The organism is Vibrio sp. Evd11, from assembly GCF_900382755.1.
GTDB lineage: Bacteria > Pseudomonadota > Gammaproteobacteria > Enterobacterales > Vibrionaceae > Vibrio > Vibrio lentus.
In genome coordinates, this window is sequence record NZ_OSDX01000014.1 from 17,958 (window position 1) to 42,350 (window position 24,393).

Annotated in this window: 19 protein-coding genes; 10 read left to right on the forward strand and 9 right to left on the reverse strand. The window is 43.8% G+C overall.

The genetic code is table 11. The features are described 5' to 3' along the window. Entirely contained in the window at nt 1-909 is a 909-nt protein-coding gene (locus ED652_RS08390; RefSeq protein ID WP_122054311.1) for a DMT family transporter, read from the forward strand. A gap of 21 nt (nt 910-930) precedes the next feature. Next, a complete protein-coding gene (locus ED652_RS08395; RefSeq protein WP_122054313.1) occupies nt 931-1,182 on the forward strand; it encodes a hypothetical protein in 252 nt (83 codons plus the stop codon). A gap of 80 nt (nt 1,183-1,262) precedes the next feature. Here the strand turns inward: ED652_RS08395 and ED652_RS08400 are convergent, their stop codons facing one another. Then, complete coding sequence (locus ED652_RS08400) at nt 1,263-1,871, reverse strand: DUF2238 domain-containing protein (protein ID WP_029223685.1); 609 nt, start codon at nt 1,869-1,871, stop codon at nt 1,263-1,265. A 200-nt stretch (nt 1,872-2,071) separates the two neighbouring features. Between ED652_RS08400 and ED652_RS08405 the strand changes: the two genes are divergently transcribed. Next, a complete protein-coding gene (locus ED652_RS08405) occupies nt 2,072-2,911 on the forward strand; it encodes an isopenicillin N synthase family oxygenase (RefSeq protein WP_029223686.1) in 840 nt (279 codons plus the stop codon). Nucleotides 2,912-3,087: 176 nt separating this feature from the next. After that, nucleotides 3,088-3,726 (forward strand): DNA-J related domain-containing protein, encoded by a 639-nt coding sequence (locus ED652_RS08410; RefSeq protein ID WP_122054395.1) that lies wholly within the window; start codon nt 3,088-3,090, stop codon nt 3,724-3,726. An 84-nt stretch (nt 3,727-3,810) separates the two neighbouring features. Here ED652_RS08410 and mrdA read toward each other — a convergent pair whose 3' ends face one another. The 5 genes from mrdA to ED652_RS08435 form a co-directional block, all read right to left on the reverse strand. Further along, on the reverse strand, nt 3,811-5,709 hold the full coding sequence (gene mrdA, locus ED652_RS08415; RefSeq protein ID WP_122054315.1) for a penicillin-binding protein 2: 1,899 nt from the start codon (nt 5,707-5,709) through the stop codon (nt 3,811-3,813). A gap of 242 nt (nt 5,710-5,951) precedes the next feature. Next, a complete protein-coding gene (locus ED652_RS08420) occupies nt 5,952-7,619 on the reverse strand; it encodes an ABC-ATPase domain-containing protein (RefSeq protein ID WP_122054317.1) in 1,668 nt (555 codons plus the stop codon). 119 nt (nt 7,620-7,738) lie between these two features. Continuing rightward, nucleotides 7,739-9,646, reverse strand: coding sequence for a GGDEF and EAL domain-containing protein (locus tag ED652_RS08425; protein WP_122054319.1), 1,908 nt, complete (start codon nt 9,644-9,646; stop codon nt 7,739-7,741). 179 nt (nt 9,647-9,825) lie between these two features. After that, nucleotides 9,826-11,025, reverse strand: coding sequence for an enoyl-ACP reductase FabV (fabV, locus tag ED652_RS08430; RefSeq protein ID WP_122054321.1), 1,200 nt, complete (start codon nt 11,023-11,025; stop codon nt 9,826-9,828). A gap of 81 nt (nt 11,026-11,106) precedes the next feature. Beyond that, nucleotides 11,107-11,730: an arylesterase gene (locus tag ED652_RS08435; protein ID WP_065105729.1), complete on the reverse strand. Its 624-nt coding sequence runs from the start codon at nt 11,728-11,730 to the stop codon at nt 11,107-11,109. Between ED652_RS08435 and ED652_RS08440 the strand changes: the two genes are divergently transcribed. The 3 genes from ED652_RS08440 to ED652_RS08450 all read left to right on the forward strand — a co-directional run bounded on the left by ED652_RS08440 (nt 11,729) and on the right by ED652_RS08450 (nt 16,852). Then, nucleotides 11,729-12,403 carry an ABC transporter ATP-binding protein gene (locus tag ED652_RS08440; protein ID WP_122054323.1) on the forward strand — a complete coding sequence of 225 codons (675 nt, stop codon included), beginning with the start codon at nt 11,729-11,731 and terminating at the stop codon, nt 12,401-12,403. The genes ED652_RS08435 and ED652_RS08440 overlap by 2 nt on opposite strands. A gap of 1 nt (nt 12,404) precedes the next feature. After that, nucleotides 12,405-14,843, forward strand: coding sequence for an ABC transporter permease (locus ED652_RS08445; RefSeq protein WP_122054325.1), 2,439 nt, complete (start codon nt 12,405-12,407; stop codon nt 14,841-14,843). Between the two features lie 554 nt (nt 14,844-15,397). Next, entirely contained in the window at nt 15,398-16,852 is a 1,455-nt protein-coding gene (locus tag ED652_RS08450) for an FAD-dependent oxidoreductase (protein ID WP_122054327.1), read from the forward strand. 152 nt (nt 16,853-17,004) lie between these two features. Here ED652_RS08450 and ED652_RS08455 read toward each other — a convergent pair whose 3' ends face one another. The 3 genes from ED652_RS08455 to ED652_RS08465 all read right to left on the reverse strand — a co-directional run bounded on the left by ED652_RS08455 (nt 17,005) and on the right by ED652_RS08465 (nt 19,634). Beyond that, entirely contained in the window at nt 17,005-17,943 is a 939-nt protein-coding gene (locus tag ED652_RS08455) for a biotin-dependent carboxyltransferase family protein (RefSeq protein ID WP_122054329.1), read from the reverse strand. Beyond that, on the reverse strand, nt 17,915-18,706 hold the full coding sequence (locus tag ED652_RS08460; protein ID WP_122054396.1) for an allophanate hydrolase subunit 1: 792 nt from the start codon (nt 18,704-18,706) through the stop codon (nt 17,915-17,917). Before ED652_RS08460 ends, ED652_RS08455 begins: the two co-directional genes overlap by 29 nt. 184 nt (nt 18,707-18,890) lie before the next feature. Next, nucleotides 18,891-19,634, reverse strand: a complete 744-nt coding sequence (locus ED652_RS08465; protein WP_122054330.1) for a 5-oxoprolinase subunit PxpA — start codon at nt 19,632-19,634, stop codon at nt 18,891-18,893. Nucleotides 19,635-19,804: 170 nt separating this feature from the next. On the opposite strand from ED652_RS08465, the gene ED652_RS08470 reads away from it, so the two are divergent. From ED652_RS08470 to ED652_RS08480, 3 genes are read left to right on the forward strand one after another with little or no spacing between them, the layout of a single operon-like run. Continuing rightward, nucleotides 19,805-21,868, forward strand: coding sequence for a TonB-dependent siderophore receptor (locus tag ED652_RS08470; RefSeq protein ID WP_122054332.1), 2,064 nt, complete (start codon nt 19,805-19,807; stop codon nt 21,866-21,868). Further along, on the forward strand, nt 21,858-22,394 hold the full coding sequence (locus tag ED652_RS08475) for a YfiR family protein (RefSeq protein ID WP_055319524.1): 537 nt from the start codon (nt 21,858-21,860) through the stop codon (nt 22,392-22,394). The genes ED652_RS08470 and ED652_RS08475 overlap by 11 nt, the downstream gene beginning before the upstream one ends. Then, on the forward strand, nt 22,394-24,370 hold the full coding sequence (locus ED652_RS08480) for a diguanylate cyclase (protein ID WP_122054334.1): 1,977 nt from the start codon (nt 22,394-22,396) through the stop codon (nt 24,368-24,370). Before ED652_RS08475 ends, ED652_RS08480 begins: the two co-directional genes overlap by 1 nt. Nucleotides 24,371-24,393: the final 23 nt, after the last annotated feature.

Below are 24,393 nucleotides of genomic sequence, written 5' to 3' on the forward strand. Positions count from 1 at the left end.
ATGCAAACGGTGATTATCATATTTATTACGCTGGTGGCATTTGCTGCCAATTCAGTGTTGTGTCGTTGGGCTTTGATGGATCAAACGATTGATCCTTTGAGTTTCTCGATCGTGCGTATCATATCGGGTGCGTTTGCCCTGTTGATTTTATTAACCTTATCTTCAAGCGCTAAGCGCAAACAAGATAAAACGGTCAACAACACATCGACGTATACCAAGGTTCGTTCTCAGTTTGATCTAACTGCCATAGTGGCGTTACTTGTTTACATGTTCGGCTTCTCGTTTGCCTATTTAACGCTAGGGGCGGGGCTTGGTGCTTTGGTCCTGTTTGTCGCGGTTCAATTCACGATGATTGCCGCACACCTGTTAGCTGGCAACAGAATGTCATTGTTAGAGTGGTGTGGTTGTTTGTTGTCAGTTTCTGGGCTCGTTTACTTACTCATGCCGACGGAATCGACAAGTTCGCCAGATATAACCTCCATCATATTGATGACTCTGGCTGGAGTTGGCTGGGGGATTTATACATTGGCGGGTAAGAAATCCACAAACGCGTTGCAATCTACGACAGCCAACTTTGGATTTAGCTCGTTGGCGATCCTTGTGTTAATAAGCCTGTTACTTGTTATCCCTAGTGTGGCATCGCAAATATCCATCACTGAACAAGGTTTGATTTACGCAATATTGTCGGGCTCAGTGGCTTCTGGTGTGGGATATAGCTTATGGTATTACGTGGTGAAAAAGCTGAATACCGTCGTCGCATCGATTGCACAGCTTTCTGTTCCAGTTATCGCGACACTTGGCGGTGTCTTGTTGTTATCTGAACCTGTTACCATGCAATTTGTTATCTCATCGACTGTCATTTTACTTGGGATAAGCTTGGTTCTTGTCGCCCCTAAACTTAAGAAATAATAAGTACAATCACTAACTTCTATGGCTAAACCTAACAAGAAACAACCGACCAAAACGGTTGAGATATTCTGCGCTAAATGTAAGACGCAACTTTTCAAGTATCGAAAAGGCGGCAAAGGTGCGCTCGTAAAGTGCTTTAAGGAACGCATAGTCGAAGATTTCACGACAGAGCCATGCGTATGCCCTAAGTGCGGAATTGAATTTGCGCGAGATACCTTGGTTCGAGGTACGCCAGCATACAAGTTTGTGGGTGGCAAGGTAACAATGAAGTAATAGAGAAGAATAAATGCCACGGTACATAATGTGTGTGGCATTTCAAATCTGGTATTGAAGTTCAGATTCAAAGGCTAATATTAATAAGTTCTGACTCGACCTTGAAGTTTAAGAATCACTAGCGAGACTATTGCTCCGGTGGTGTCGCAAAGCATATCTTTCTGCGCGTCCCAAATATCACCTTGTGAACCAAGGAATGCGATACCTTCATCACCACCTGCAATCTCCGCGTACCACCACTCAATAATCTCATAACCTGCTGCAACACTCATGATGGCAAACAGAGCAAAGAAACACGCCAACACTGGTTGAGCCAATTTCTTACGAATCAAATATTCAGCGAGCGGATAAGCGTAAAGGCCAATCGAAAAGTGCGCCACGCGGTCGAAGTTATTACGCTCAGAGCCAATCAGATTATTAAACCAATCAAAAGGTACTTCAGCGAAGGTGTACTTAGCACCAATCGTATGCAGAACCAACCAGATGAACATCAGGACGTAAGCCGTCTTTGAAAAGGTAAGCTTGGTGGATAACCACCATATCCCGACAAGAATACCGAGAGCAGGGACAATCTCAGCGATCCAAACAGCTCTTGAAGACGGAGCAAAGGCTGAAAAGAGAAAGATAACAAGATAGACAGCAGTTAGTGAGAGTAGAGGTCTATTTTGAGCAAGTGGCGTAATTGTCATCATCAGATCCTGTATAAGTTTCATGTATAGTTACACAATAATGAACAGTGTTCAATTGTGCTCTAATCACCATATTTGTTGAAAACTAGCGTTATCGCCCAGTATCTAGACAAACGGTTGCGAGAGTTTCACAAAAGTTTGATTTACAACAAAGCGATCCTTAAAATCGTTGCATCACTACATAACAAGAAAGAAAAGTCATGAAACTGGAAACTGTCGATTACCTTGCTGACGACGCAGCAGAACAATTTGTTCGCTCTCTACGTGAAACGGGTTTTGGTGTTCTTAAGAATCACCCGATCCCAAAAGAGCTTGTTGAGTCAATTTACGAGAACTGGTACCAATTCTTCATTTCTGAAGAGAAAGAGAACTTCCGCTTTAATGTTGAAACACAAGATGGATATTTTCCACCTTCAGTGTCTGAAGTTGCTAAGGGCCACACTGTAAAAGACATCAAAGAGTACTTTCACGTATACCCTTGGGGTCAGATTCCTGAACAGCTAAAAGAACAGATTCTAGATTACTACCAACGTGCTAATGCTTTTGCTCAAGAGCTATTAGGTTGGGTTGAAGCACATGCACCTCAAGAAGTACAAGAGAAGTTCTCAATCGCGCTTTCTGAAATGATTAATGGTAGCGAACAAACGCTGCTTCGCGTTCTTCACTACCCACCAATGCAAGGTGATGAAGAACCAGGTGCTATCCGCGCAGCAGCACACGAAGACATCAACTTACTGACTGTTCTTCCTGCTGCGAACGAGCCTGGCCTTCAAGTTAAAGCTCAGAATGATGAGTGGATTGATGTGCCATGTGATTTCGGTAACATGATCATCAACATCGGTGACATGCTGCAAGAAGCGTCTGGTGGTTATTTCCCATCAACGACTCACCGTGTAATCAACCCATCAGGTGCTCGCCAAGAAAAGTCTCGAATTTCTTTGCCTCTTTTCCTTCACCCGAAACCAGAAGTGGTTCTGTCTGAGAAGTACACGGCAAATGAATACCTAATGGAACGTCTAAGAGAGCTTGGCGTTATCTAATCAGTTAAAGTTCATATAAGTTGAACTGTATATTCTTGAAGGCCAGCGTAATGCTGGCCTTTTGTATATCTGGTGCAACGGATTGATGTTTATTTGATTTGAAACTCGACAAACTGTCGTAAATCGCTTTCAATTAATAAGACACTCAAATGCATATGGCAACGGCTCACTTTATTATGTTAGACAATCCAGATTCACCAAGTCATCAGGATATTAGCCCTAATTTCCAAGCACATATGGAAAACCCGTTGCTTTGGCCAATTATGGAAGTGCTTGAGCAAAAGCCTAGTGGATGGAAAGTGCATACCTTGGCGGCACACCTCAAAGATCTCGGTTTGGTACCAGTGTTAGATCCCGTACCTGAAAAAGAGCTGTTTAAGAAAAACTTCTTAATTATGAACGCCCTCTATCAATTGCAAGAGACATTGTATCCAGACAGTTGGTTGCAGGTTCAAGCTATGGACATTGAACTGATGAGCGGCCGTTATCATGGCAGCACTCATACCATCGACCTTCAAGATCCATTGCGTGACTACTACATCAACTGGCTTAACTATGAAGCGAATGAGGGTGAAGTCAAAAGGTTGTTGAATGAGTTTTGGACTCGATACAAAAGGTTTGTTGGTGGCAGTGAAACGGATATGGAGAGAAGCCATGCACTCAGTTTGTTTGAGTTGCCATTAGATGCGACTCAACAAGAGATTCGTAAAAGATGGCGACGCCTCGCACTACGTTGGCATCCAGATAGGGACGAGGGCAACACGGCTAAGTTTCAGACATTGTGCGAAGCATGGCATGTATTGAGAAGCTCGTAACCTAACGGAGTTTCTAGCTACGTTTAATGAAACCCTAAAATAAAAAGCCCCATACTATGAATCTAGAGTGGGGCTTTCTTGGTATTAGGAGTTATCTTTGTTCTGGCCGCTTTTATGCTCAAATGCATAATCGAGCACTTTTCGGATATAAGGCGCTCCGACTTTTGAACCACCATTACCGTGTTCAATTACCACTGTCGCAACGTATTCCGGGTTATCGTAAGGTGCAAACGCGGTATACAGAGCATGGTCGAGTAAGTGCCTTGCGAGCTTTTTAGAGTTGTAGACCTGGTCCTTTGCAAGATCAAATACTTGGGCAGTACCGGATTTACCGCCACTGATATAGTTAGCGCCTTTAAATGCACGTCTACCACTACCACGACTCCCGTGGTTCACTAATCGCATCGCGTTAATCGGTATATCCCATATTTTGTCTGGCACTTCCTCAATCGACGGCATAGGTTGAGGATCAACAACGTGCTGTTTATCAAAATCTTCTCCGTGTTCTAACGTCGCCTTTAGGATATGTGGAGGCATCACTTTTCCGTGATTGACTAAAACAGACGTTGCTTTTGCTAATTGTAGAGGAGTCGACGTCCAATAGCCTTGCCCGATACCAACAGGGACTGTATCACCTTGATACCAAGGCGTTCGATAACGAGCCATTTTCCATTCTCGGGTTGGCATGTTGGCGTTACTTTCTTCGTAGATATCGATCCCGGTGGGTTCACCAAAACCAAATCGATTCATCCAACTTGAAATACGATCGATCCCTAAATCAAAGGCGGTTTGATAAAAGAAGGAATCAACGGATTCTTCAATCGCTTGTGTGACATCCACCGGACCATGGCCCCAACGCTTCCAGTCTCTCCACGCTTTAGAGTTAGGTTTAGAACCGGGAATCTGCCATGAACCGTGATCATTGCGAATCGTATTTTCGGAAATGACATGTTCCTGCAAACCTGCAACAGCCATGAAGGGCTTTATCGTTGAACCTGGGGGATAAACGCCCAAAGTTGTTCTGTTAACCAACGGGTGGGCAGGGTCATTGAGTAGAGTTCGATAATTCTTACTCGAAATGCCGTCGACAAATAGATTAGGGTCATAACTTGGGCTAGATGCCATCGCCAGTACACTGTTGTCTTTCGGATCGAGAATTACCGCACTTCCGGTTCGGTGATCAAGTTGCTTGAAAACGTATTTTTGCAAATCAAGGTCGATGTTAAGCACGATGTCTTTGCCTGCGACAGGGGGAACGTATTTGATCGTCCTTACGACGCGGCCGCGGCTGTTTACTTCAACTTCTTGATAGCCTTTGGTTCCGTGTAGGATATCTTCGTAATAGCGTTCGACACCGAGCTTACCAATAATAGTAGTCGCTTGATAATTCGCTTCGATGCCTTTTTCTTCTAGCTTCTTTAGGTCACTATCATTGATGTGTGCCACATACCCTAAGACATGTGTCAGCACCTCTCCATTTGGGTAAAAACGTTTTAAGTTCGTATCAATCGATAAGCCGGGGAATTGGTACTGGTGCACCGAGAACTTAGCAATCTCTTCTTCACTTAGGTTCTCTAATATAGTGACAGATTTGAAACGGCGCGTGTTGTGATAACGTTTTTTGAATCGAGCGATCTGCTCAACATCACGCGGGATGTATTTGTCTAGCTTGGCGAGCATGGTATCGACATCATCTGTTTGCTCGGGAATCATCGTCAGATTAAATACAAGCTTGTTCTCGGCAAGCAACACACCATTACGATCGTAAATTAGCCCGCGAGTTGGCGCGATAGGTAATACTTTGATTCTATTGCCATCCGCACGAGTTTGATAGCTTTCAAAATTGTCGACTTGAAGTCGGTACAGGTTGGCGACTAAGACGAGAGTGAACAGTAAGATCCCACAAAACGCCACGATTACACGGTTTTTGAATAAGTTTACTTCGATTTTATGGTCACGCATCTTAACGCGTTTATGATTCATTGAAGCCTCAAGGGTCTGTTACATTTAGTTACACCTATCGAGTCGGAACTTTATCTGAATATCGCCATAGTTTTGTAAAAGCTGTGTCATGTTTTTGGGGATTTCTATGATTAAAGCGCTGACCAACAATGTAGTTACGTAAAGAGTGGCCGAATCAGATAGAAATATAGGAATTGAACGAAAAAAACGGCCCTCATAAATGAGAGCCGTAATACAAGATAAGGTTAACTTAACGCGAGATATTAGTTCGAGTTGGAGTTCGAAGGTTTGAACTGAGATTTACGCATTCTGTTTAGAGCGGCCATTACATCCAATACTCTTGGTTTCGCCAAGTCACCGTAGTTTGGCATGTTCACGTGCCACTCATCGCTTAAGATAGCGCTAAACTCTTTAGCAGGATTGTTTGACCAACCTGGAGTTTGTGCAAACTGGAACCATGCCCAACCAATCGCGTTTACTTCTGAAGTTGACTCTAACTGCTCTAATGCAGAAAGGTCCGCGAATTCCTTACCAAAACGCAGTGACTCTTTGCCTTTCGCGTTAACTCGGAACTTACCGTCAGTAAGAATGTTCATCAGTGCTGCGCGGTTTAACGAACGAGGAACAAACGTTTCTAATGCGGTCTCACATTCGTTAGTTCGTTGAGTAGGGTGTTGAGCGATCACTTCTTGTGCTTTTTCAGTTACGTCTACCGCTTGGTAGTCGTGCATTTGAATCACAGTGTCAGCCACGTCTAGGTAATCGCCAGAACCACCCATTACCACGATAGTTGAGATGTCCATCTCTTCGCGAAGTTGGCCAATACGGTCAACAAGTGGAGTGATAGGCTCAGCCCCTTTTGATACTAGCGCTTGCATACGCTCGTCACGAATCATGAAGTTAGTCGCTGACGTATCTTCATCGATAAGGAGTGTTTGTACGCCCGCTTCAATAGATTCTTGTAGCCACGCTGCTTGCGAAGTTGAACCAGATGCATCTTGTGTGCTGAAATCAGACGTGTCTTTCTGCATTGGTAAATGGTTGATGTAGTTTGAAAGATTCAAGTTGTGCACGCATCGGCCATCTTCAGCACGGATCTTCATCGTATCAGTCGCCGTCACGATGCCTTCACGACCATCACCTGGAATATGGTTATAGATAGAACGTTCAACGGCGTTCAGTAGTGTAGATTTACCATGGAAACCACCACCAACGATCAGTGTGATGCCTTTAGGAATGCCTAAACCGGTCACATCACCTTGGTTTGGTGTGTTTAAGGTAACACTCAAAGACTCTGGTGCTAGGAAAGGAACCGCGCCTTTCATTGGTAAATCACAGTTACCTGCGATACGAGGTAATACGCTGCCGTTTGCAACGAATGCCGCTAGGTTGTTTTCTTCCAATTGAGCGCGCAATGCGTCTTGGTCTTCAACAGCTTCACAATGCTTAATCATCGCTTCGATGTTGAGTTCGCGTTCAAGCGTTGCGCGACGAATAAACTTAGGCAAATAGAACGTAATGATGTTGATTGCTTTCTTTGCAAGAATGCTACGACCATCAGCAGGTAAGTTGATACGAAAACGGATTTCGATACCGTACTCGGTGAAAACCACTGATGTGTTATCTAAAACAGTTTGACCTGTTAGTGCGATAGACACAGTCGCTTCTTGCTTAGCAAATTCAGAGAAGCTACGTGCAATAAAATCACGCGCTGCTACTTGGTATTCGTAAGACTTTTCTTTCAGCCAACCTAACCCTGTTAACGACCAAGCGCGTGTTGCGCGAAAACGTGAAGAAGATGCGTACGGGTCACCTTGAACGTGGTCGATGTGTAATTCGAAATCAGCAAAGTCGTATTGACCTTTAATTTGTTGATATGCGCGGAAGTTTTGTTTTTCGAGCTTTTTAAGCTTTGCAGTCAACTGATCCATAACGAGGAATGCCTATATAAAGGGAAGATAAAAACAGAAAGGCGGCGATTATAAAAATCACCACCTTTAGAGTAAAGAGAAAGTAGGCCTAAATCCAAAACAAACTGCTCTTTTTCGCTTTAAGCGTAACGAGTTGACCCCAAATAGTTTTGATTGACTAAGCTATGTTCGAATTCTTGCCCGGGCATAGGCTTTCCGTAGAGGTAACCTTGTCCAACATCGCAACCTTCTTCAACGATGAATTGCTCCTGAACTTCTGACTCAATGCCTTCGATGGTGACTTTTAAGTCGAGTTTTTTAGCAATTTGAACAATAGAACGAACAATTTCTTTGTCTTCACTTGAGTTCAACATTTGGTCGACAAAGCTCTTATCGATTTTAATCGAGTCGAATGGGAACTTCTTGAGGTAACTGAATGAGGCGTAGCCGGTACCGAAATCATCAAGTGACAATGTAACACCGATATCATGTAGAGATTCCAAGGTGTTCTTTGCCACCACTTCATCAGCGATTAGGCAACTTTCAGTGACTTCGAGCTCTAAAAAGTGCGGTTCAAGGTGATAGGTTTCTAAGAGGTGAATAACTTGCTCGGCAAAATGCACGTTTTTAAGTTGAACGGCAGACACATTAACCGCCATTTTGAAATCATCGACGTATTGTGACCACTCTTTGGCTTTTTCAATCGCGTTCCGCAACACAAAGCTGCCAACCTCGAAGATCAAACCATTCTGTTCTGCCATGTGAATCAAAGTTTCGTTTGATATGTCACCAAGAACAGGGTGCTTCCACCGTAACAGCGCTTCTGCGCCAACCCAGCGATGGGTGAGTGGGCAGACTTTCGGTTGGAAATAGAGCATCAGGTCATCATTACGAACCGCGTGTAATAAATAACCTTCAATCTTATTCAGATGACTTTGTTCTTCGGTATGTGACTGGGAGTAATAAGCAAACTTTTGCCCCGAGTCTTTACAGGCAAGCATCGCTTCCGACGACTTTTGCAGCGCACTTTCAGCATCGTCTTCGTTGTCAGTTATCGCAATGCCAATAAAAGTATGCAAATGAACCTTGTCATTATCTATCGCGAACTCTGAATGGCCGACATTGACCAAACTCTTGCACAGTTCTTCGAGGCGATGCTGTAAATCCTTAACGCTGAACGCCAATACGAGGTCAATAGAAGTAGGGCGTGCCGTGAAAACTTCAACATCGGAGATGCTTTCGATTCGCTGACGGTATTCAACCAGCACTTGGTCTAATGCGTTATAACCGTAACGTGCTTGGATACGTCGACCATTGGTAAAACCGATATGAATGACAGCGTAGGAACAATCGGTCAGTCTATTCTGTGTAGACAACCTTTGGTTTAAGCGAGATTCAAACGCGTTGCGGTTCAAAAATCCGGTACCAAGATCGTGGTTCTTCTGGAAATTGATTTTTTGTTCAGCCGCTTTGCGCTTATCAATCTCTTGGTTGAGTGAGTAGTTCAGGCTCGCGAGATCTTTAGTTCGAGTGTAAACGCGGTTTTTTAACTCTTCATTCATCTGAGTCAGTTTCGCGTGCTGAAACAAAGTCTTGAGTTGAGATTCGATTGAAGTACGAAAGCTTTCGAGTAGCTTGATATAGGTAGATGTGTAGTGGTTTTCTTTAGAATCTAAGATGCAGATCGTACCGAACAGCTCGCCATTCGGCCAAAGTAACGGAATACCACAATAAGAGACCAAACCAAGTTTGATGTCGGGGTTGTTTTCCCATTCATGGTCAGCCAAGGCGTTAGGAACGACAAGGTTTTGCTGAGATTCCATTACCTTTTCGCAATACAAGCCATTGCCTAATGTTTCTGAGTCGCCTTGGGTATAGGGGTTATTTTCGCTACGGCTGGTTGAAAAAACTTCGATGGAGTTGCTGTGGACACGCATGATGAGAGCCGCTGGGACCTCAGTGATCTGAGCCAGCAAGTCGACAATATTTTGCCAACCGGATTTCATGTCGTCTGGGATGTCTAAATCTAGAGTTTTAATTTTCTTCATATGACTCCGAGTCAATTATGCTTAATGCATCAACACATCCTGTGTTAATTATGATGAAACCAAATAACCTGTGAACATTACGTTAATTAAGTATAAGAAAAGTTGCAGAAAAAAACCTCTGCAATTTTGCAGAGGTTTTCAAATATGAATCTGGGTCTCAGTAATGAGATAAGTTTCGATTAAGGCTTTAACTTTATAAAATCTTGAGTGTTAAGTTTCTGTTTATAGTCTATCGATGGTTGAGCAAAACCGTTCAACTGTAAAAACTCTTCTTTAAAACCTTGATAGTCACCGATTGATTGGAAGTTGTTTTCATCCATTGCTTCAAGTAACTCTGTCACATGAGCTTGGGTTTCTGGATCGAGTTCCCATTCATCCATTCGCACTAGTCGTTCACCATCAAGTGGCACTTTTTCCTGACCATACAGTTTGCTGCTAAACAAGCGCTGCATCTGTTCGATACAACCTTCGTGGGTTTCTTTCTCTTTCATCACTTTATATAAAGCAAGCAAGTAGGGGCTTAAACCCGGAATGAATACGCTCGCTTTGGTGACTAATGCCTTACACACGGTCGCGTAAGCATTGCCATCAAAGTTAGCTAGCTCAAGATTAAGTGCATGGCTGGTTTGATGAAGGTCGATCTTAGCGCGACCTAAAGTGCCGTCTAAGTAGATAGGATGCGTCACTTCCGGACCAACGTAAGAAAATGCGATGGTTTTACAGCCTGGGGCAATAGATTCAGCATTAATCAGCTCATCTATCCAGTTTTCCCAATCTTCGCCACCCATGACTTTGAGTGTGCTTTCGGCTTCTTCTTCGGTCGCTGCTTCAAGCGTGTTGGTTACCCAATGATCGTGTTCAAGAGATATCGTCGCGCCAGTGACGCTTTCACCAATTGGCTTGATCGCAGATTGCCAGAAGTCTTCGGAATTTGGTTTCGGTCGAACGCCAGCGGCTAGGCTGTAGATAATCAGATCCACTTCACCTTCGAAGTAAGTTTCGATGGCTTCGACAACTTGGGAGCGTGTCTCTTGTGAAAAGGCATCGCCAACGATGTTGATCGCAGTACGCTGCTCTCGTTCGGCTTCTTTTCTGAAGTAGATATTGTTGTACCAACCTGCAGTGCCTAAGGATTTTTCATTAGGACCGCGCTCGAATGAGACGCCGATGGTGTCTGCTTTAGCACCGCCAAAGGTAAGGGCGATACGAGCGGCAAGCCCGAAGCCAGAGGATGCGCCGATGATCAGGACTCGTTTCGGGCCATCTTTGATTTGCGGCGCACTCTTAACAAATTTGATCTGTTGTTTGACGGCTTCTTTACAGCCAAGAGGGTGAGCGCTTTTGGCTACCACACCCTTGATAATAGGTTCGATCAGCATAAATAACCTTACAGTTAACGGTGATATGCACTCAGGCTAACGTAAAGCTGTGTAAAATTTATTGAGCTAGACCATTAAAACTTAAAGATACTGATATAATTCTTCGGCGACGAATTCAGCGATCCAAGGTTGAGCTTCTGGTTTTGGGTGCAGTCCATCGTTCATCATCCACTCAGGTTTGAGGATGATGTGCTCAAGGAAAAAGGGCAAAAGTGGCACGTCTTGTTGATCAGACAGCGATGTAAAAACGTACTCGAATTGTTCGTTGTAACGTTTGCCGTAGTTAGGTGGGATTTTAATCTGCATCATAATTGGTTTTGCACCCGCAGCTTTTACTTGCTCGATGATCTGGTCCAGATTCGCAGACATAAGCTTAGGTGGGAAGCCACGCAGTCCATCATTCGCGCCGAGTTCAATAAGAACGGTGTCTGGGGCGTGTTCTTCAAGCAGTTGCGGTAAACGCGCTAAGCCATTGCCCGTTGTGTCACCAGAAATACTGCCGTTGACCACGTTCACGGTTTTATCATGTTTTTCCAATGCGTCTGGCAACAAACTTGGCCAGCTTTGCTTGATATCCATGTTGTAGCCCGCACTTAGGCTATCGCCAAGTACCAATAACTTGGAAACTTGAGCTGACGTAGGGCCTTGAGCTAACGAAGCGGTTGAAAATAAAATAAAAAATAAAAAGGAAATTAGTCGAGTCATGCATACATCCATCATAAAAGCAGAAGCTGTTTCCAAGACAGTGTCTACTAATCAAGAACATTTAACAATCTTAGAGCATGTTGATATCGATATTCGTGAGGGTGAAACGGTTGCGATTGTCGGTACTTCAGGTGCGGGTAAATCCACGTTAATGACACTGCTTGCAGGGCTCGATGTGCCAACTTCTGGTGAAATCAGTTTGTTAGGTCAACCTCTATCACCGCTGGATGATGAAGCGAGAGCCAAAATCCGCAGTGAATCCGTTGGATTTGTTTTCCAAAGCTTCTTATTGATCCCAAGCCTTTCTGCGTTGCAAAACGTCACGCTACCTTGTTTATTGAAAGGTGAAGACGAAGACATCGAACGCGCGACGGCTCTGCTTGAATCAGTGGGCTTGAAAGATAGGCTTGATCACTTGCCGTCTCAACTGTCAGGTGGCGAACAACAAAGGGTCGCATTGGCTCGTGCGTTTATGATTAAGCCTAAAATTTTGTTTGCCGATGAACCAACGGGCAACCTAGACCAACAAACGGCAGCGAAAATCGTCGAGTTGTTGTTTGAACTCAATTCATCGCACGGCACCACGCTTGTTCTCGTCACGCACGACCCTAAACTCGCACAGCGTTGCCAGCGAACCTTGAAAATGCATGTCGGTCACATAGAGGAAGTGTAAATTGAATTCATCACACGGACTGAACAAACGACTGTTTTCATGGAGCATCGAAGAGATTCGACATGGTCAGCTATGGCCGGTATCCATCGCTTTAACACTCATTATTGCATGCGTGTTCGCGCTTTCAGCTTTGGCTGAGCGTATGGAACAAGTAATCGTAAAGCAGGGCAAAGATGCGTTAACCGCCGACAGTGTATTTGTATCGGCAAACCCAATCCCTCAACCTTTACTAGATCTGACTCAGGTTGAACAGTTAGAAAGCTCTCAGTTAACTCGCTTCTCAACCATGGCATTCAGTGATAACTCGATGCAGTTGGTTACTGTTAAAGCCGTAGAGAGCAATTACCCTTTACGTGGTGAAATGATACTAGAAGGCGCGGATAACGCGGCAAGCAATCATGTTGAACCGGGTGAATTGTGGCTAGATGAACGCATATTTGCTCAGCTAGAAGTTGAGATAGGTGACAATGTCACGATAGGCGATACCGATTTAACAATCACAGGGCGCATAGCGCAAGAACCGGGCCTGAGTTTTAACCCTTTCCAACAAATGCCTGCTGTTCTGATTCATAATAACGATGTTGAAGCGACAGGCGCAATCCAACCAGGTAGCCGCGTTAGCTTTAGATTGTTTTTAAATGGTGATGAATCGAAACTCAAAGCCGCACAAGACAGTATCGAACTGACACCAAGTGATCGCTGGCGTACACAAGACTCGGCCAGTCGTACCAACGACATGTTCGAAAGCACCACTCAATACTTATCGCTAACGGTAGCCATTGTTGTGATTATGGCTGCAACCACTTTAGTGCTGACTTGCCAACACTATGTGGCGAGTCGTCGAAAAACCATCGCGATGCTTAAAAGTTTAGGTGCGAGTAAGCAGTGGATCATTAAATGGCTATCTGTACAGGTATCTCTGCTAGTCGTTATTGGCGCTGTACTCGGTATAGCCATTGGTATTGGCTTAGAGTTTTTATTGCGAATTCCGCTTGGTGACTTATTGCCAACACCGCTTCCCAGTTATGGCGCTGAACCTGCAATACTGGCTATCGTATCAAGCATTTTGATTGGCGTGCCCGCTTTAGGTATTCCACTAATAGGTTTGGTCAACACATCTGCGATCAGCGTTATTCAATCAAACCACCAGTTACGTGAAATCTATAAAAAATACTTGTTGTTACTTGTGCCTATTATTCCAATGATGCTGATGTACGGCGATAACTTGTTGGTGTGGATCGTCTTAGCCGGAATTGCTTGTCTGTTCTTAGTTTTGGCGGTCGTGAGTAATGTGGTATTGCGTTTGTTTGGTAAATTACCGACATCAACTTCGATGCGTTTGGCGTTAAGTCGAATCAATCGCACACCTTTTGCTACTGGTATTCAGTTCGGGTCTTTAGCGCTGTCTTTGATGCTGCTATCGATTATCTGGTTAGTGAGAAGCGATTTGTTGTCGGATTGGCAACAAACCTTACCTGAAAACGCGCCAAATGCGTTTGCACTGAACATTGCGAGCTATGAGAAAGACGATTATCTGGCGACCATTGATGCCAACGATGTAGAGCGTACTCAGGCATTCCCAATTATTCGTGGCCGCTTAACCACAATAAACGGAGTCGAAGCGAACGAGTACAGTGATATATCAGAAGGTACAGATGCACTGAGCCGAGAGATTAACTTTACGTGGGGAGACGCTCTACCAGTCTATAACGAAGTGCTTGAAGGTGCTTGGACTCAAGAGAAAGGTGTGTCCGTGGAATCTGAAGTGGCTGAACAGCTAGGCTTGGAGATTGGTGATGAGCTAACCTTCACGATAAACAGCCAGAGTGTTGTGGCCAACGTGAATAGCATCAGGAAGGTAGAGTGGCGTGAGATGAAGCCAAACTTCTACTTCATCTTTACACCGGATGTATTGAGTTCGATTCCTTCGACTTGGTTGGTGAGCTTCAGATTAGAAGAGCAGCACAATCAAATGCTCAACGACCTGTCACGTAATCACCCGACTGTAAGTTTGATGGACATTCGAAAGATGGGCAGCAAGATACAAGAGCTGCTTAAGCAAATCGTCTGGTCAATCACCGTGCTCGCGGTACTTGGCGTGGTAGCGGGGCTGTTGTTAATCTTCACGCTGCTAAGGTTGAGCCTATCTCAAAGACAGCAAGAGATTCGTTTATATCGAACCTTAGGGGCGAGTAAGAAGCGCATTCTCAATACCATTTGGTGTGAATATGGATTGATGGCACTGGTGGCGGGATCGATTGCAGCTTTCGGTTCAGAACTCAGCGTCGCTGGCGTGATGAACTTCGGCTTCGAGTTAGAACCATCACTTCATCCAATGTTGTGGGTTGTTCTTCCTGTGCTGACTTTCATCACCTTAGCGGCCGTGGTTAACAGTTTGATTAAACGTTTATTGGCGCCAGTAAACAAAGACTTTGGATAGTCACTAAAACGATATTGGTTAAGTCAAGGTGGGTGACTAACTTACGTCGCCCACACTTTTTAAAGCGGTCTATCAGCGAATACCTATTTGCATCTTTTCGGTCATTCGCGATAGGCTGCTTTTTATTTAACCAACTGGTGTCACTCACAAGATATATCTCACCTTAAAATAGACATTTCTCAGCATTAATTAAAACTCATTGTTCAATATCGCCGATTTTATGAACATGGGTTAGTCCCTGTAAACAAAGGGTTTGCGCAACTTAGCAAGAACGTTATCAACAGTTATCCACAAAAACGGTGGATAACTTTAGGGATAAGTTAACATCGATGTATTACGAGTATTGAGACAGCCTTTATGTGGCGTCACTTAGGACAAATCTGACTGTTAGATAACCTTCAAATCGTAATCTAGAGTTATTAAGTCAAGAAATTATTTTTGTTTTTTTTATTGATATTAAGAAGCAGAATGCTAAGACCTTGATAAAAATGTGATTTAATTCATCGCCGAACAAAAGTAGAATAGGGGCAGTTAATCTAATTCTACAGAACACGATGAACCACAACAAAACGGATACAAATCAACCTTCTATTGCCATTGTTGGCGGCGGTATTGCCGGAACCACAAGCGCTATTCATTTTAGTGAGCTGGGTTTTAAGGTCATTATCTTGGAAAAAGGGCCAAGTTTGGTCAATGGGCCACCCATTTGCCACTTGCACGCTGGCGGCAATTTGTATCGAGATATTTCTGTAGAGCAGTGTCTCCAATTGCTCACGCAGTCGATTGATACTGTCCGACTATTCCCTCACACGATCAATATTCGACCGACAATCATCGCTGTGCCACATAGTGATGGCGGCGAACCGACGGATTTACTTCCTCGTCTTAAGCTAATCAAACAAGCCTATACTGACCTTGTTAAACAAGATAAAAGCAATCAAGTGCTTGGCGACCCGGAAGAGTATTACAAGCTGTATAACAAAGAGGATTTGTTAGCACTTTCTGAAAAAACGCAGCCTCTGAAGCCTACGTCACTCGATGATTGGTGTATTCCTTTTGCTAAACACACTGATTTAGACACGCTCAAATACCCTGTTGCGATGGTTCAAGAGTATGGTTGGAGTGTATTCCGATTGTCCGCGACAGCTCAATTGTCCCTTGATAAACAATCGAATTGCACTGTGTTAACCAATAGCCGCTTACAGTCTGTTGAATCGACTAATGAAGGCTGGTCTTTAACTTACACAGACCGCGAAAATCAAAGCCGTAACCTGACGGCAGATTACTTGATTAATGCGAGTGGTTTCGAGACCGGCATTGTCGATGACTTTGTTGGATCCAAGCAACAAAGACTGGTTGAGTTTAAAGCCGCCTACGTTACTGAGTGGCCATATTCACAAGAATGTAAGGAAGAGTGGCCAGAAGTTATCTTTCATGGTCCAAGAGGCACTCCACAAGGCATGGCGCAATTAACGCCGTATGCCGATGGTGTGTTCCAGCTTCATGGCATGACAGAGGGGATTACGCTGTTTGAGGGCGGATTGGTTTCATCTTCAACGGATTCATCGCAACCTCAGTTACCTTCTAAGCTGCTTAAGAAAATCGTATCCGGTTGGAGTGAAGAACAGCTTGAATTAAGAACGCGAGCGGCGATCACTCATATGTCTCAGTTCATTCCAAGCTTTGCTTCTGCTGAAGTTGGCGGTAAGCCGCTTTTCGGTGCGCAGCAAATTCCGGGGACGGACCCAAGCTTGAGAGCTTCAGACGTGTCTTTCTGCGGTGACCGCTATGCTCGACTTGAAGTCGTCAAAGCGTCTTCCACGTTAGAAGCGGCGCAAAAGGTTGCTGAGCAATGGTTTGATATAGCAGGATCAGTATCGATTGAAGATACGCATTCAGTGACAATGTCACTTAGTGTGGATGATATTGAAAGCAGAGCGATAGGTTTAACCAAAGAGCGCGGTTACCCAGATGCGCTTGCGAAGGTATCAGGGCAAGATCACGGTTAAAAGGCGCTCTAATTCTCCTAGAAGCTTATACCTTAACCTAGAACCACGATATCCAAATACAAAATCCAGCTTGCTGAAAACAGCAAGCTGGATTTTTCAATTTAAACGTCTGGTTTTGTTTTGCTAATAGGGTTGTTCATCAAAAAAACACATCAATAGCCGAAAAACTGCGCCCACTGACACCACACATCTTGTAAGCCCAAGCGATCTCCTTTACTAAACGATATTTCATGGCCCGGTTTTGCTTGAGCTAACCTCGGTAAGTCAATTCGAGCGATACAACCAATCTTCGGATATCCACCAATGGTTTGTCGGTCGTTCAATAGCACGATAGGTTGCCCGTCTTGTGGGATTTGAATCGCCCCAAGTGCAATTCCCTCAGATAACAAAGAAATATCAGGAGAAGCGACCGGCTCGCCACTGAGTCGATAACCCATACGGTTCGAATTCTGATCAACACGATAACTGGAACTATAGAGCGTTTCCTTCGCAGGTTCAGAAAACAGATTGCATTGATAACCTTCGATAATGCGTAAATTCAAAGGCAAGTTATAGTTCGGCTTGTATCTGAACGTGACACTCACAGGCTTGAAAGGTTGAGTGAGAGGATGTGTCGAGAAAGTTATCTTCTGACCTTGTTGGCAAGGCTCACCATTTTGGGTAAGACCGCCAATCTTTTCTCTTGTGACCGTAGAACGACTATTCAAAGTCACGGGAGCATCAAATCCTCCCTTAATCGCTAAATAGGCTCGAAGGCCATTCTTCGGTAATCCAAAAGATAAAATCTGCCCAGTACGAGCTTGGAAAGTACTCCAGTTATCAAGCTTCTGGCCATCCAAAGACGCCTGTAAGTCTCCGCCACATATCGACATTTCACAATCGTGATCGATCTTGAAAGCGCATTGTCCTAGGGTAACTTCTAACGCGGCTAAGTTTACGGGATTTTGTAATAGGTGATTAGCCCAACTGTAAGAGTAATCATCCACTGGGCCACCTTGTGTTAAACCGAGGTGTGCGACACCAAACCGTCCGAAATCTTGAATCAAACTCATTGGACCCGGCTTAAGTACTGTGAGTGTTGGCTTGGCCATGAAGCACGCCTCCTAGTTCAATGAATTCTTCTTTAGTAATGGCTTTAAATTGCACGCTATCGCCAACATTCAATAATGAGAGACCTTGCGAGCTTATGTCTGCGTTGGTTAATTGGTCATAGTTGAACAGAGATAGAGGACAGTTACCTATAATATTCCATCCACCCGGTGAGTCAGATGGATAAACAGCCGTTTTTGAACCTGCAATTGCAATACTGCCTTTAGGCACACTTAAACGCGGAGTCGCATGGCGTGGCAATACCAGTTCATCAGGCACATCAGACATAAAGGCAAAGCCGGGAATAAAGCCGATTGCACTGACGTGATATGTTTGCGAGGTGTGATAAGCAATAACAGAATCTAACGACAAGCCTTTGTCTTGGTATCGTTCTAAATCGAGTGCGGTTTCTTTAGAATAATAGGCGGGCAGTTCAACAACATTTGATTGGGAATGTTTTTTTGCAAGTGTCGACAAGGATTGAGTGAGTAGGGTGTTAAGTTGTTCAACCAATTGTTGTTCAGATATTCGGTAAGGGAGGTAATCCACCAATATTGTGTGATAAGCCGGTGTCACGTTCATTAATACTGACGCGAAATGTTGTCGAATGGCTTCAGAAAAATGAGCCATGTATCGAGAATCATCCGCACTTGAACTGTGCTCTGCACTTTGCGTCACGTTTGAGGAGTAAGTCTGCTTTAGTGTAACGAGAACACTGCACTCTGCGACAGGGTCGATATTGAATTCAATCTTGTTCATCTTCATTTCGCTTCCATACTGATACGAAGAAATACGCTTTAAAATACCATTCGTGCCAATCACAGCATATGAGCTTTGGTAATTGGCCATGGTTTCTTGTTTTGTGGTCTTATCTTATCGCTTTATTTTTAACTAACCGCTTCGAAGCTTTCTAGCTTTCTAGCTTTCTAGCTTTCTAGCTTTCGCAGTATTAATTAAAAGTGTTGAGGTCTTGTCTAATTTTTTTAATCAATGCGATCGATTGTGGATTATCGCCGTGGACACAAATCGTGTCGGCTTCAATAGGGAGTCGTTCACCTTCGAGCGTTGTGACTGATCCGTAATTGACGATCTGCATGACTTGGTTATAGATATCATCTTGATTGACATAAACCGAACCTTTTAAAGTTCTCGGCGCGAGCTGCCCACTGTTTAAATAAGCTCTGTCTGCGAACGCTTCAAAGAGTAGAGGTAAATCATGATCATCAGCGATATCTAAATACTGTTGATTATCAGAAGAAGAGAGGATCATTAAAGGGATGTTGAATTCAGCAACCGCTTGAGCGACTGCGTTAAACACATCGGTGTTTGCCATCATATCGTTATAAAGGGCACCATGAGGTTTCACATACCCAACAGAGGTGTGGTGATATCGGCAAAGGGCTTGCAGTGCGCCCACTTGATAGCAAACTAATTCGCTGATCTCGTCCATAGTGTGAGGGATTGAACGGCGCCCAAAGCCAACAAGATCTTGATAGCCAGGATGAGCACCTATCTGAGTATGGTAATGTTCAGCAAGTTTAATAGTCTTAGACATCACGTGGGGATCGGACGCATGAAACCCACAGGCAATGTTTGCCATGTCGACCCATTCCATGACCGATTCATCATCGCCCATCTTCCAATTGCCGAAACTTTCTCCCATGTCGCAATTAAGCAAAATCTTCATTGTCACGTGGTGCTAATCCTTTACGTTGAGGTAAGTAACGACGGTCTTATAAATGCCATAAATAAACAGTGACCTGACTCAAACTTTCGATATCGGAAATTTACCAGTATGGCATTTCATATATAGTTGAACTATCGATTAAAGGATTAATATCTATCTGTATATTAGGTGAGCACATGATATCGCGCCAGGTTTGCTTAGGACTAGCATTAACGACACCTGTTTTTGTCTCTGCTCAAGAAAACTCTCTAGATCAACTCATGTCGATGAGCCTTGAAGAGTTGTCTATGTTAGATGTCGAAATGGAAACGGCTTCGAAAGTGACACAAAAACTCACTGACATCCCCTCGTCGGTGTATGTGCTTTCTAATGAGAGAATTCAGCGCAGTGGCGCGAAAACCATTGCAGAGGTCCTAACACTTGTACCTGGACTCAAAGTCACCAAATTCAACGAAACCTCATGGTTTGTTTCGACACGCGGCTTTCATGATGGCCTATATAACAAGATGCTCGTGATGATGGATGGACGAAGCTTGTTTAGCCCAGTCTATGGCGGTACGTATTGGAGCGACGTTGATTATGTACTTGCCGACATCGAACGCATCGAAGTACTAAAAGGCCCCGGTGGAACAATTTGGGGAGGTAACGCGGTTAATGGTGTTGTCAATATCATTACTAAGTCTGCCAATGATACGCAGGGGACTTATCTCTCAGGTGTCGCTTCTAATACTGATAACTATGAATTTAGTGTTCGTCAGGGATTAAGCCTAAACGACAGTGTGAATGCTCGTGCCTTTTATAAGTACCGAGAAGAGCCCACATATCGCACAAACGAATCTGAAAAATGGAAAGCACAAACGGCAGGGATGGTGTTTCAGCCAAGTAATGCTGAAGAAAGTTGGTCATTACGTATTGGTGGTGAGAAAAGCTTTTATGAGTCGGAGTTGTATACGTTCCAATATGATAATTCAGGATCGTTTGTCGGATCACAAGCCAACGATTTTGATAATAAGAGCCAATCTGTTTACGTCCAGTTCAACGATTCTCGCCATTTTGATGAAAATTCGACACTCTCATATTCGTTATGGGGTGAATATAATGAGGATAACGCGCCAGACTCTCCAGGAAGCTACTCAACCCTCGATTTTGACTCTACTTATATCAACCAGTTGTCGGCAAACCATCAGCTAACACTCGGTGGTGGCCTGCGATATATGTATCTTGATTTCTCGTCTAGCCAAGTTTCGGATGTTGATTGGTACAACCCTGATTACTACGGTCGAGCCTACAATATCCAATCTGCCAACGATTATATTGCGAACGCTTTTATACAGTCTCAAATTCAAATGACGGAAGCGCTGTCTATTACTCTTGGTGCCAAGGTTGAACACTTTACACAGAATGATTCAACTGAGATTTCACCTCAACTGCGTGGTTTATATAAGTTAACTCAACGTCACTCCGTATGGGCGGGGCTTAGCCGTGCAGTTGTTGCACCATCTTATATGGATTCCAATTCCACCTATTATTTCAATAGTTACAATGCTGATTCAAACAACAGCTACTTAGATGTATATAAATCAAGCTCGATTCTTGAAACAGAGAACGTCGTAACGGCGGAAATGGGTTATCGCTACTCAAACAATTCAAACTTTGAACTCGATGTAACGATTTACCTGAGTGAACATGACAACCTTCGCTTCCACAGTTATGACCCAAATGATATCCCCGCTAATCATGTCTATGTTGGGGCGTTGTCTGACGATTATAAAGCAAAAACTTATGGCTTAGAGTTAGGCGCGAGTTACCAACTCACCGCAGATCTAGCCAGTTACCTGAGCTACGCCTATGCGACGTTAGAAGGTAAGAATAAAGGTGATGACCCTAAATCTAGTCCTCAAACGAGTGTTTATTACGATATTGATAATGAACATTTAGCCACGGCACAGTTGATGTGGAATATCACAGAAAGTTGGCAATTCGATGTGATTGGCCAGTACATTAATGTGAATTACCCAGACTATTGGGTAGCAGGCGATGGCACTCAATATGAATGGCAGTCTTACCCACATGAAATAACCTTTGATGCGCGTCTCGCATGGAAAAAGTCGTCCGCAGCGCCTTTAGTTGAAGTGGTTGTTGAAAACATAGGTAAGAGTGACGGCTATCAAGCTGAATTCACATCTCAGAAAAGCGTCAATCAAGAATCGGTGTATGTGAGGATCTCTCATGAATTCTAAATGGCTTAAGCACCGCATTAAGCTCGGTTTCTTTAAATTAGGCCTTGCCGCTTTAACGATGCTTATTATGCCTTTGAATACCTCGGCAGCTAGCTTCAAACCTTATGAAGTGAAAGCGGTGTACCTTTTTAGAATTGCGAATTTTATACGTTGGAATGATGAAAGCTCAATGAACGCTGTGAACTTTTGTGTGATTGGCGATGAAAAGGTAAGCCAAGTGCTGACGTCAATTACAGAGGGCAAATCTATTCGTTCGCTCGCTATCCAAGTTCAACAGTCGATTACTTCTAAGTGTGATATTACGTATTTGTCTGACCGTAAAAATGACCAATTCCTTAGTCAAGAGCACTCCCCACATACTGTGACAATCAGTGATATCCCTAACTTTACAGACTTAGGTGGAGTCATTGAGCTCACTCACATTGATAATAAGCTCAAACCTAAGATTAATCTCGAGAATGCAAGGCGCGGTGACTACGTCATTGGCTCAAATCTGTTACGAATCGCTATAGTGGAGGGTCAATAATGTTGTCTTTCATTAATAACATATCGATTAAAAACAAGCTGATATTACCCATCATCATCTTCATCGCAGTCACTTTTGTCACGATTCAATCAGTAAATTACACTGTCACGTTTGAAAGGGAAAAAGAGAGTCTTATCCAGCGTGTTAAAGTACTAGCACAAGGTGTTGCTTATAACCTACAAGCCGCGATTCTATTTGAAGACAAGTCATCGGCTCAGGAAATCTTGTCAGCTTTCGTAGCAGATAAAGATATTGTTAGAGTGAAGCTCTATGACATTAACGAGCAGCTTTTTGCAAGCTATCAGGTGAGCAACACTTTGGTTCCAAGGCCAAATACAGATGAATTAGACGATATCGCAGATCATCAATTTGCCATCTCTGAGCATTTCATATTTTTACTCGTTCCAGTGACGCTGGATGGCGCAGTGATCGCGAACTTGAGAGTGACAATATCGAAAGAGACGTTTAATGCGATCTTAACGAATATTTTCAAGGTTGCGGGCGTCTACCTGTTGTTTCTGGTGATCTTAGGCGGAGTACTGGTCAAATTGGTTCAACGCTTGATCATCGAACCGATGTTTGACCTCAATGAGGCGATGCAAGCCTTCGTTGAGCGTAGTTCAAAGCAGCCGAAATTGGTCGCAACGAACCGCGATGAAATCGGTGATCTGGTTCGAGCTTTCAATACCATGTTAGAAAGGCTTCACCATCGCGACAACCAAATCAATTTTACGTTAGACAAATTACAAGAAGAAAAATCGTTCGCAAATGAGGTCATTGAAACCGTTCAGCACTCGTTGTTGGTGGTGGATGAAAAAGGGCTCATCCTTCATGCGAACGCAGCGACTCGGGATATTTTTAAATGCTCGGAAGCCTTTCTTGAGAACTTGTTGATCCAAGAGTTGATCGCAACCAAGCAAACGGGCTACTTACAAGTTGTTACTGATGCCAATATTGAACTCAATGATGAATTGCTGGAAACCACCGATCTCTTTCAATCAAAACGCTGGCTTCGTGTGAGTAGCCGTTCTTTGACAAAACACGGTCGTATTCTTTACGCAATCCAAGATGTCACAGACATAGAAACGGCCATGAGCCGCCAACGTATTGCAGCGGGTGTTTTCGAAAACAGTAAAGACGGTTTGATCGTGCTGAACTCGTCCAATGTGATAACCATGGTTAACCCGGCGATCACACAACTTCTCGGTTATCACTCTGATCTGCTGGTGGGCAAAACACCATTTGAAGTATTTTCGTGGCAGCAGTTTTCATCACTAATGCCGACAATTCGCAGTTCGTTAGAGAACTATGGTCAATGGCAAGGCGAAGTGTGGGAGAAGAGTGCGTCTGGTACGTTAGTTCCAATGTTTGTCAAAGTGAATAGAGTTGCCTCAGGCAATGAGAAAGACGAGTTTGATATGGTATTAACGCTGTCTGATTTGTCCAACGTTAAAGAGATGGAGAGACTCGAACACTTGGCTCATCACGATGCATTAACCGGGCTAGCGAATAGAGCGCAGCTGTATAAGGTTATGGATGATGTTGTCACGTCGAGCCACTATTCAAATCAGCATTTCGCGGTTATCTACTTGGATTTGGATGGTTTCAAAGAAGTGAATGACAGCTATGGACACGATGCAGGTGACGAAATCCTTAAAGAAGTATCAAACCGGTTGTTATCTCAGGTAAGAGCGGGGGATTTGGTTGCACGTTTGTCGGGTGATGAATTTGTTCTTATTATTAAACAGACAAACAAGGTCTTGTTAGCTAAGTTAGCCGAGCGATTGTTGGATCTGATCGGGCAAGAAGTGAATTATAAACAACGTTCACTTCATGTGGGAGCGAGCTTAGGTATCCATTTAGTTGATGGCTCAGAGCGTGATATTGACGTGATTCTAAAAGTTGCTGATGAGGCTATGTACCAAGCGAAACGCAAAGGAAAAGGCCAGTTTGTGTTCGCTCGTGAGGGTAAATAGGCTCCAGTGTTTGTGAGCCCACC

Coding starts and splice junctions, on each gene's coding strand:
- ED652_RS08425 (WP_122054319.1), bottom strand. CDS start 9,646: ATGAAGAAAATTAAAACTCTAGATTTAGACATCCCAGACGACATGAAA.
- ED652_RS08435 (WP_065105729.1), bottom strand. CDS start 11,730: ATGACTCGACTAATTTCCTTTTTATTTTTTATTTTATTTTCAACCGCT.
- ED652_RS08400 (WP_029223685.1), bottom strand. CDS start 1,871: ATGACAATTACGCCACTTGCTCAAAATAGACCTCTACTCTCACTAACT.
- mrdA (WP_122054315.1), bottom strand. CDS start 5,709: ATGAATCATAAACGCGTTAAGATGCGTGACCATAAAATCGAAGTAAAC.
- ED652_RS08460 (WP_122054396.1), bottom strand. CDS start 18,706: ATGAAGATGAACAAGATTGAATTCAATATCGACCCTGTCGCAGAGTGC.
- ED652_RS08410 (WP_122054395.1), top strand. CDS start 3,088: ATGTTAGACAATCCAGATTCACCAAGTCATCAGGATATTAGCCCTAAT.
- fabV (WP_122054321.1), bottom strand. CDS start 11,025: ATGCTGATCGAACCTATTATCAAGGGTGTGGTAGCCAAAAGCGCTCAC.
- ED652_RS08470 (WP_122054332.1), top strand. CDS start 19,805: ATGATATCGCGCCAGGTTTGCTTAGGACTAGCATTAACGACACCTGTT.
- ED652_RS08440 (WP_122054323.1), top strand. CDS start 11,729: ATGCATACATCCATCATAAAAGCAGAAGCTGTTTCCAAGACAGTGTCT.
- ED652_RS08420 (WP_122054317.1), bottom strand. CDS start 7,619: ATGGATCAGTTGACTGCAAAGCTTAAAAAGCTCGAAAAACAAAACTTC.
- ED652_RS08390 (WP_122054311.1), top strand. CDS start 1: ATGCAAACGGTGATTATCATATTTATTACGCTGGTGGCATTTGCTGCC.
- ED652_RS08395 (WP_122054313.1), top strand. CDS start 931: ATGGCTAAACCTAACAAGAAACAACCGACCAAAACGGTTGAGATATTC.
- ED652_RS08475 (WP_055319524.1), top strand. CDS start 21,858: ATGAATTCTAAATGGCTTAAGCACCGCATTAAGCTCGGTTTCTTTAAA.
- ED652_RS08450 (WP_122054327.1), top strand. CDS start 15,398: ATGAACCACAACAAAACGGATACAAATCAACCTTCTATTGCCATTGTT.
- ED652_RS08480 (WP_122054334.1), top strand. CDS start 22,394: ATGTTGTCTTTCATTAATAACATATCGATTAAAAACAAGCTGATATTA.
- ED652_RS08405 (WP_029223686.1), top strand. CDS start 2,072: ATGAAACTGGAAACTGTCGATTACCTTGCTGACGACGCAGCAGAACAA.
- ED652_RS08455 (WP_122054329.1), bottom strand. CDS start 17,943: ATGGCCAAGCCAACACTCACAGTACTTAAGCCGGGTCCAATGAGTTTG.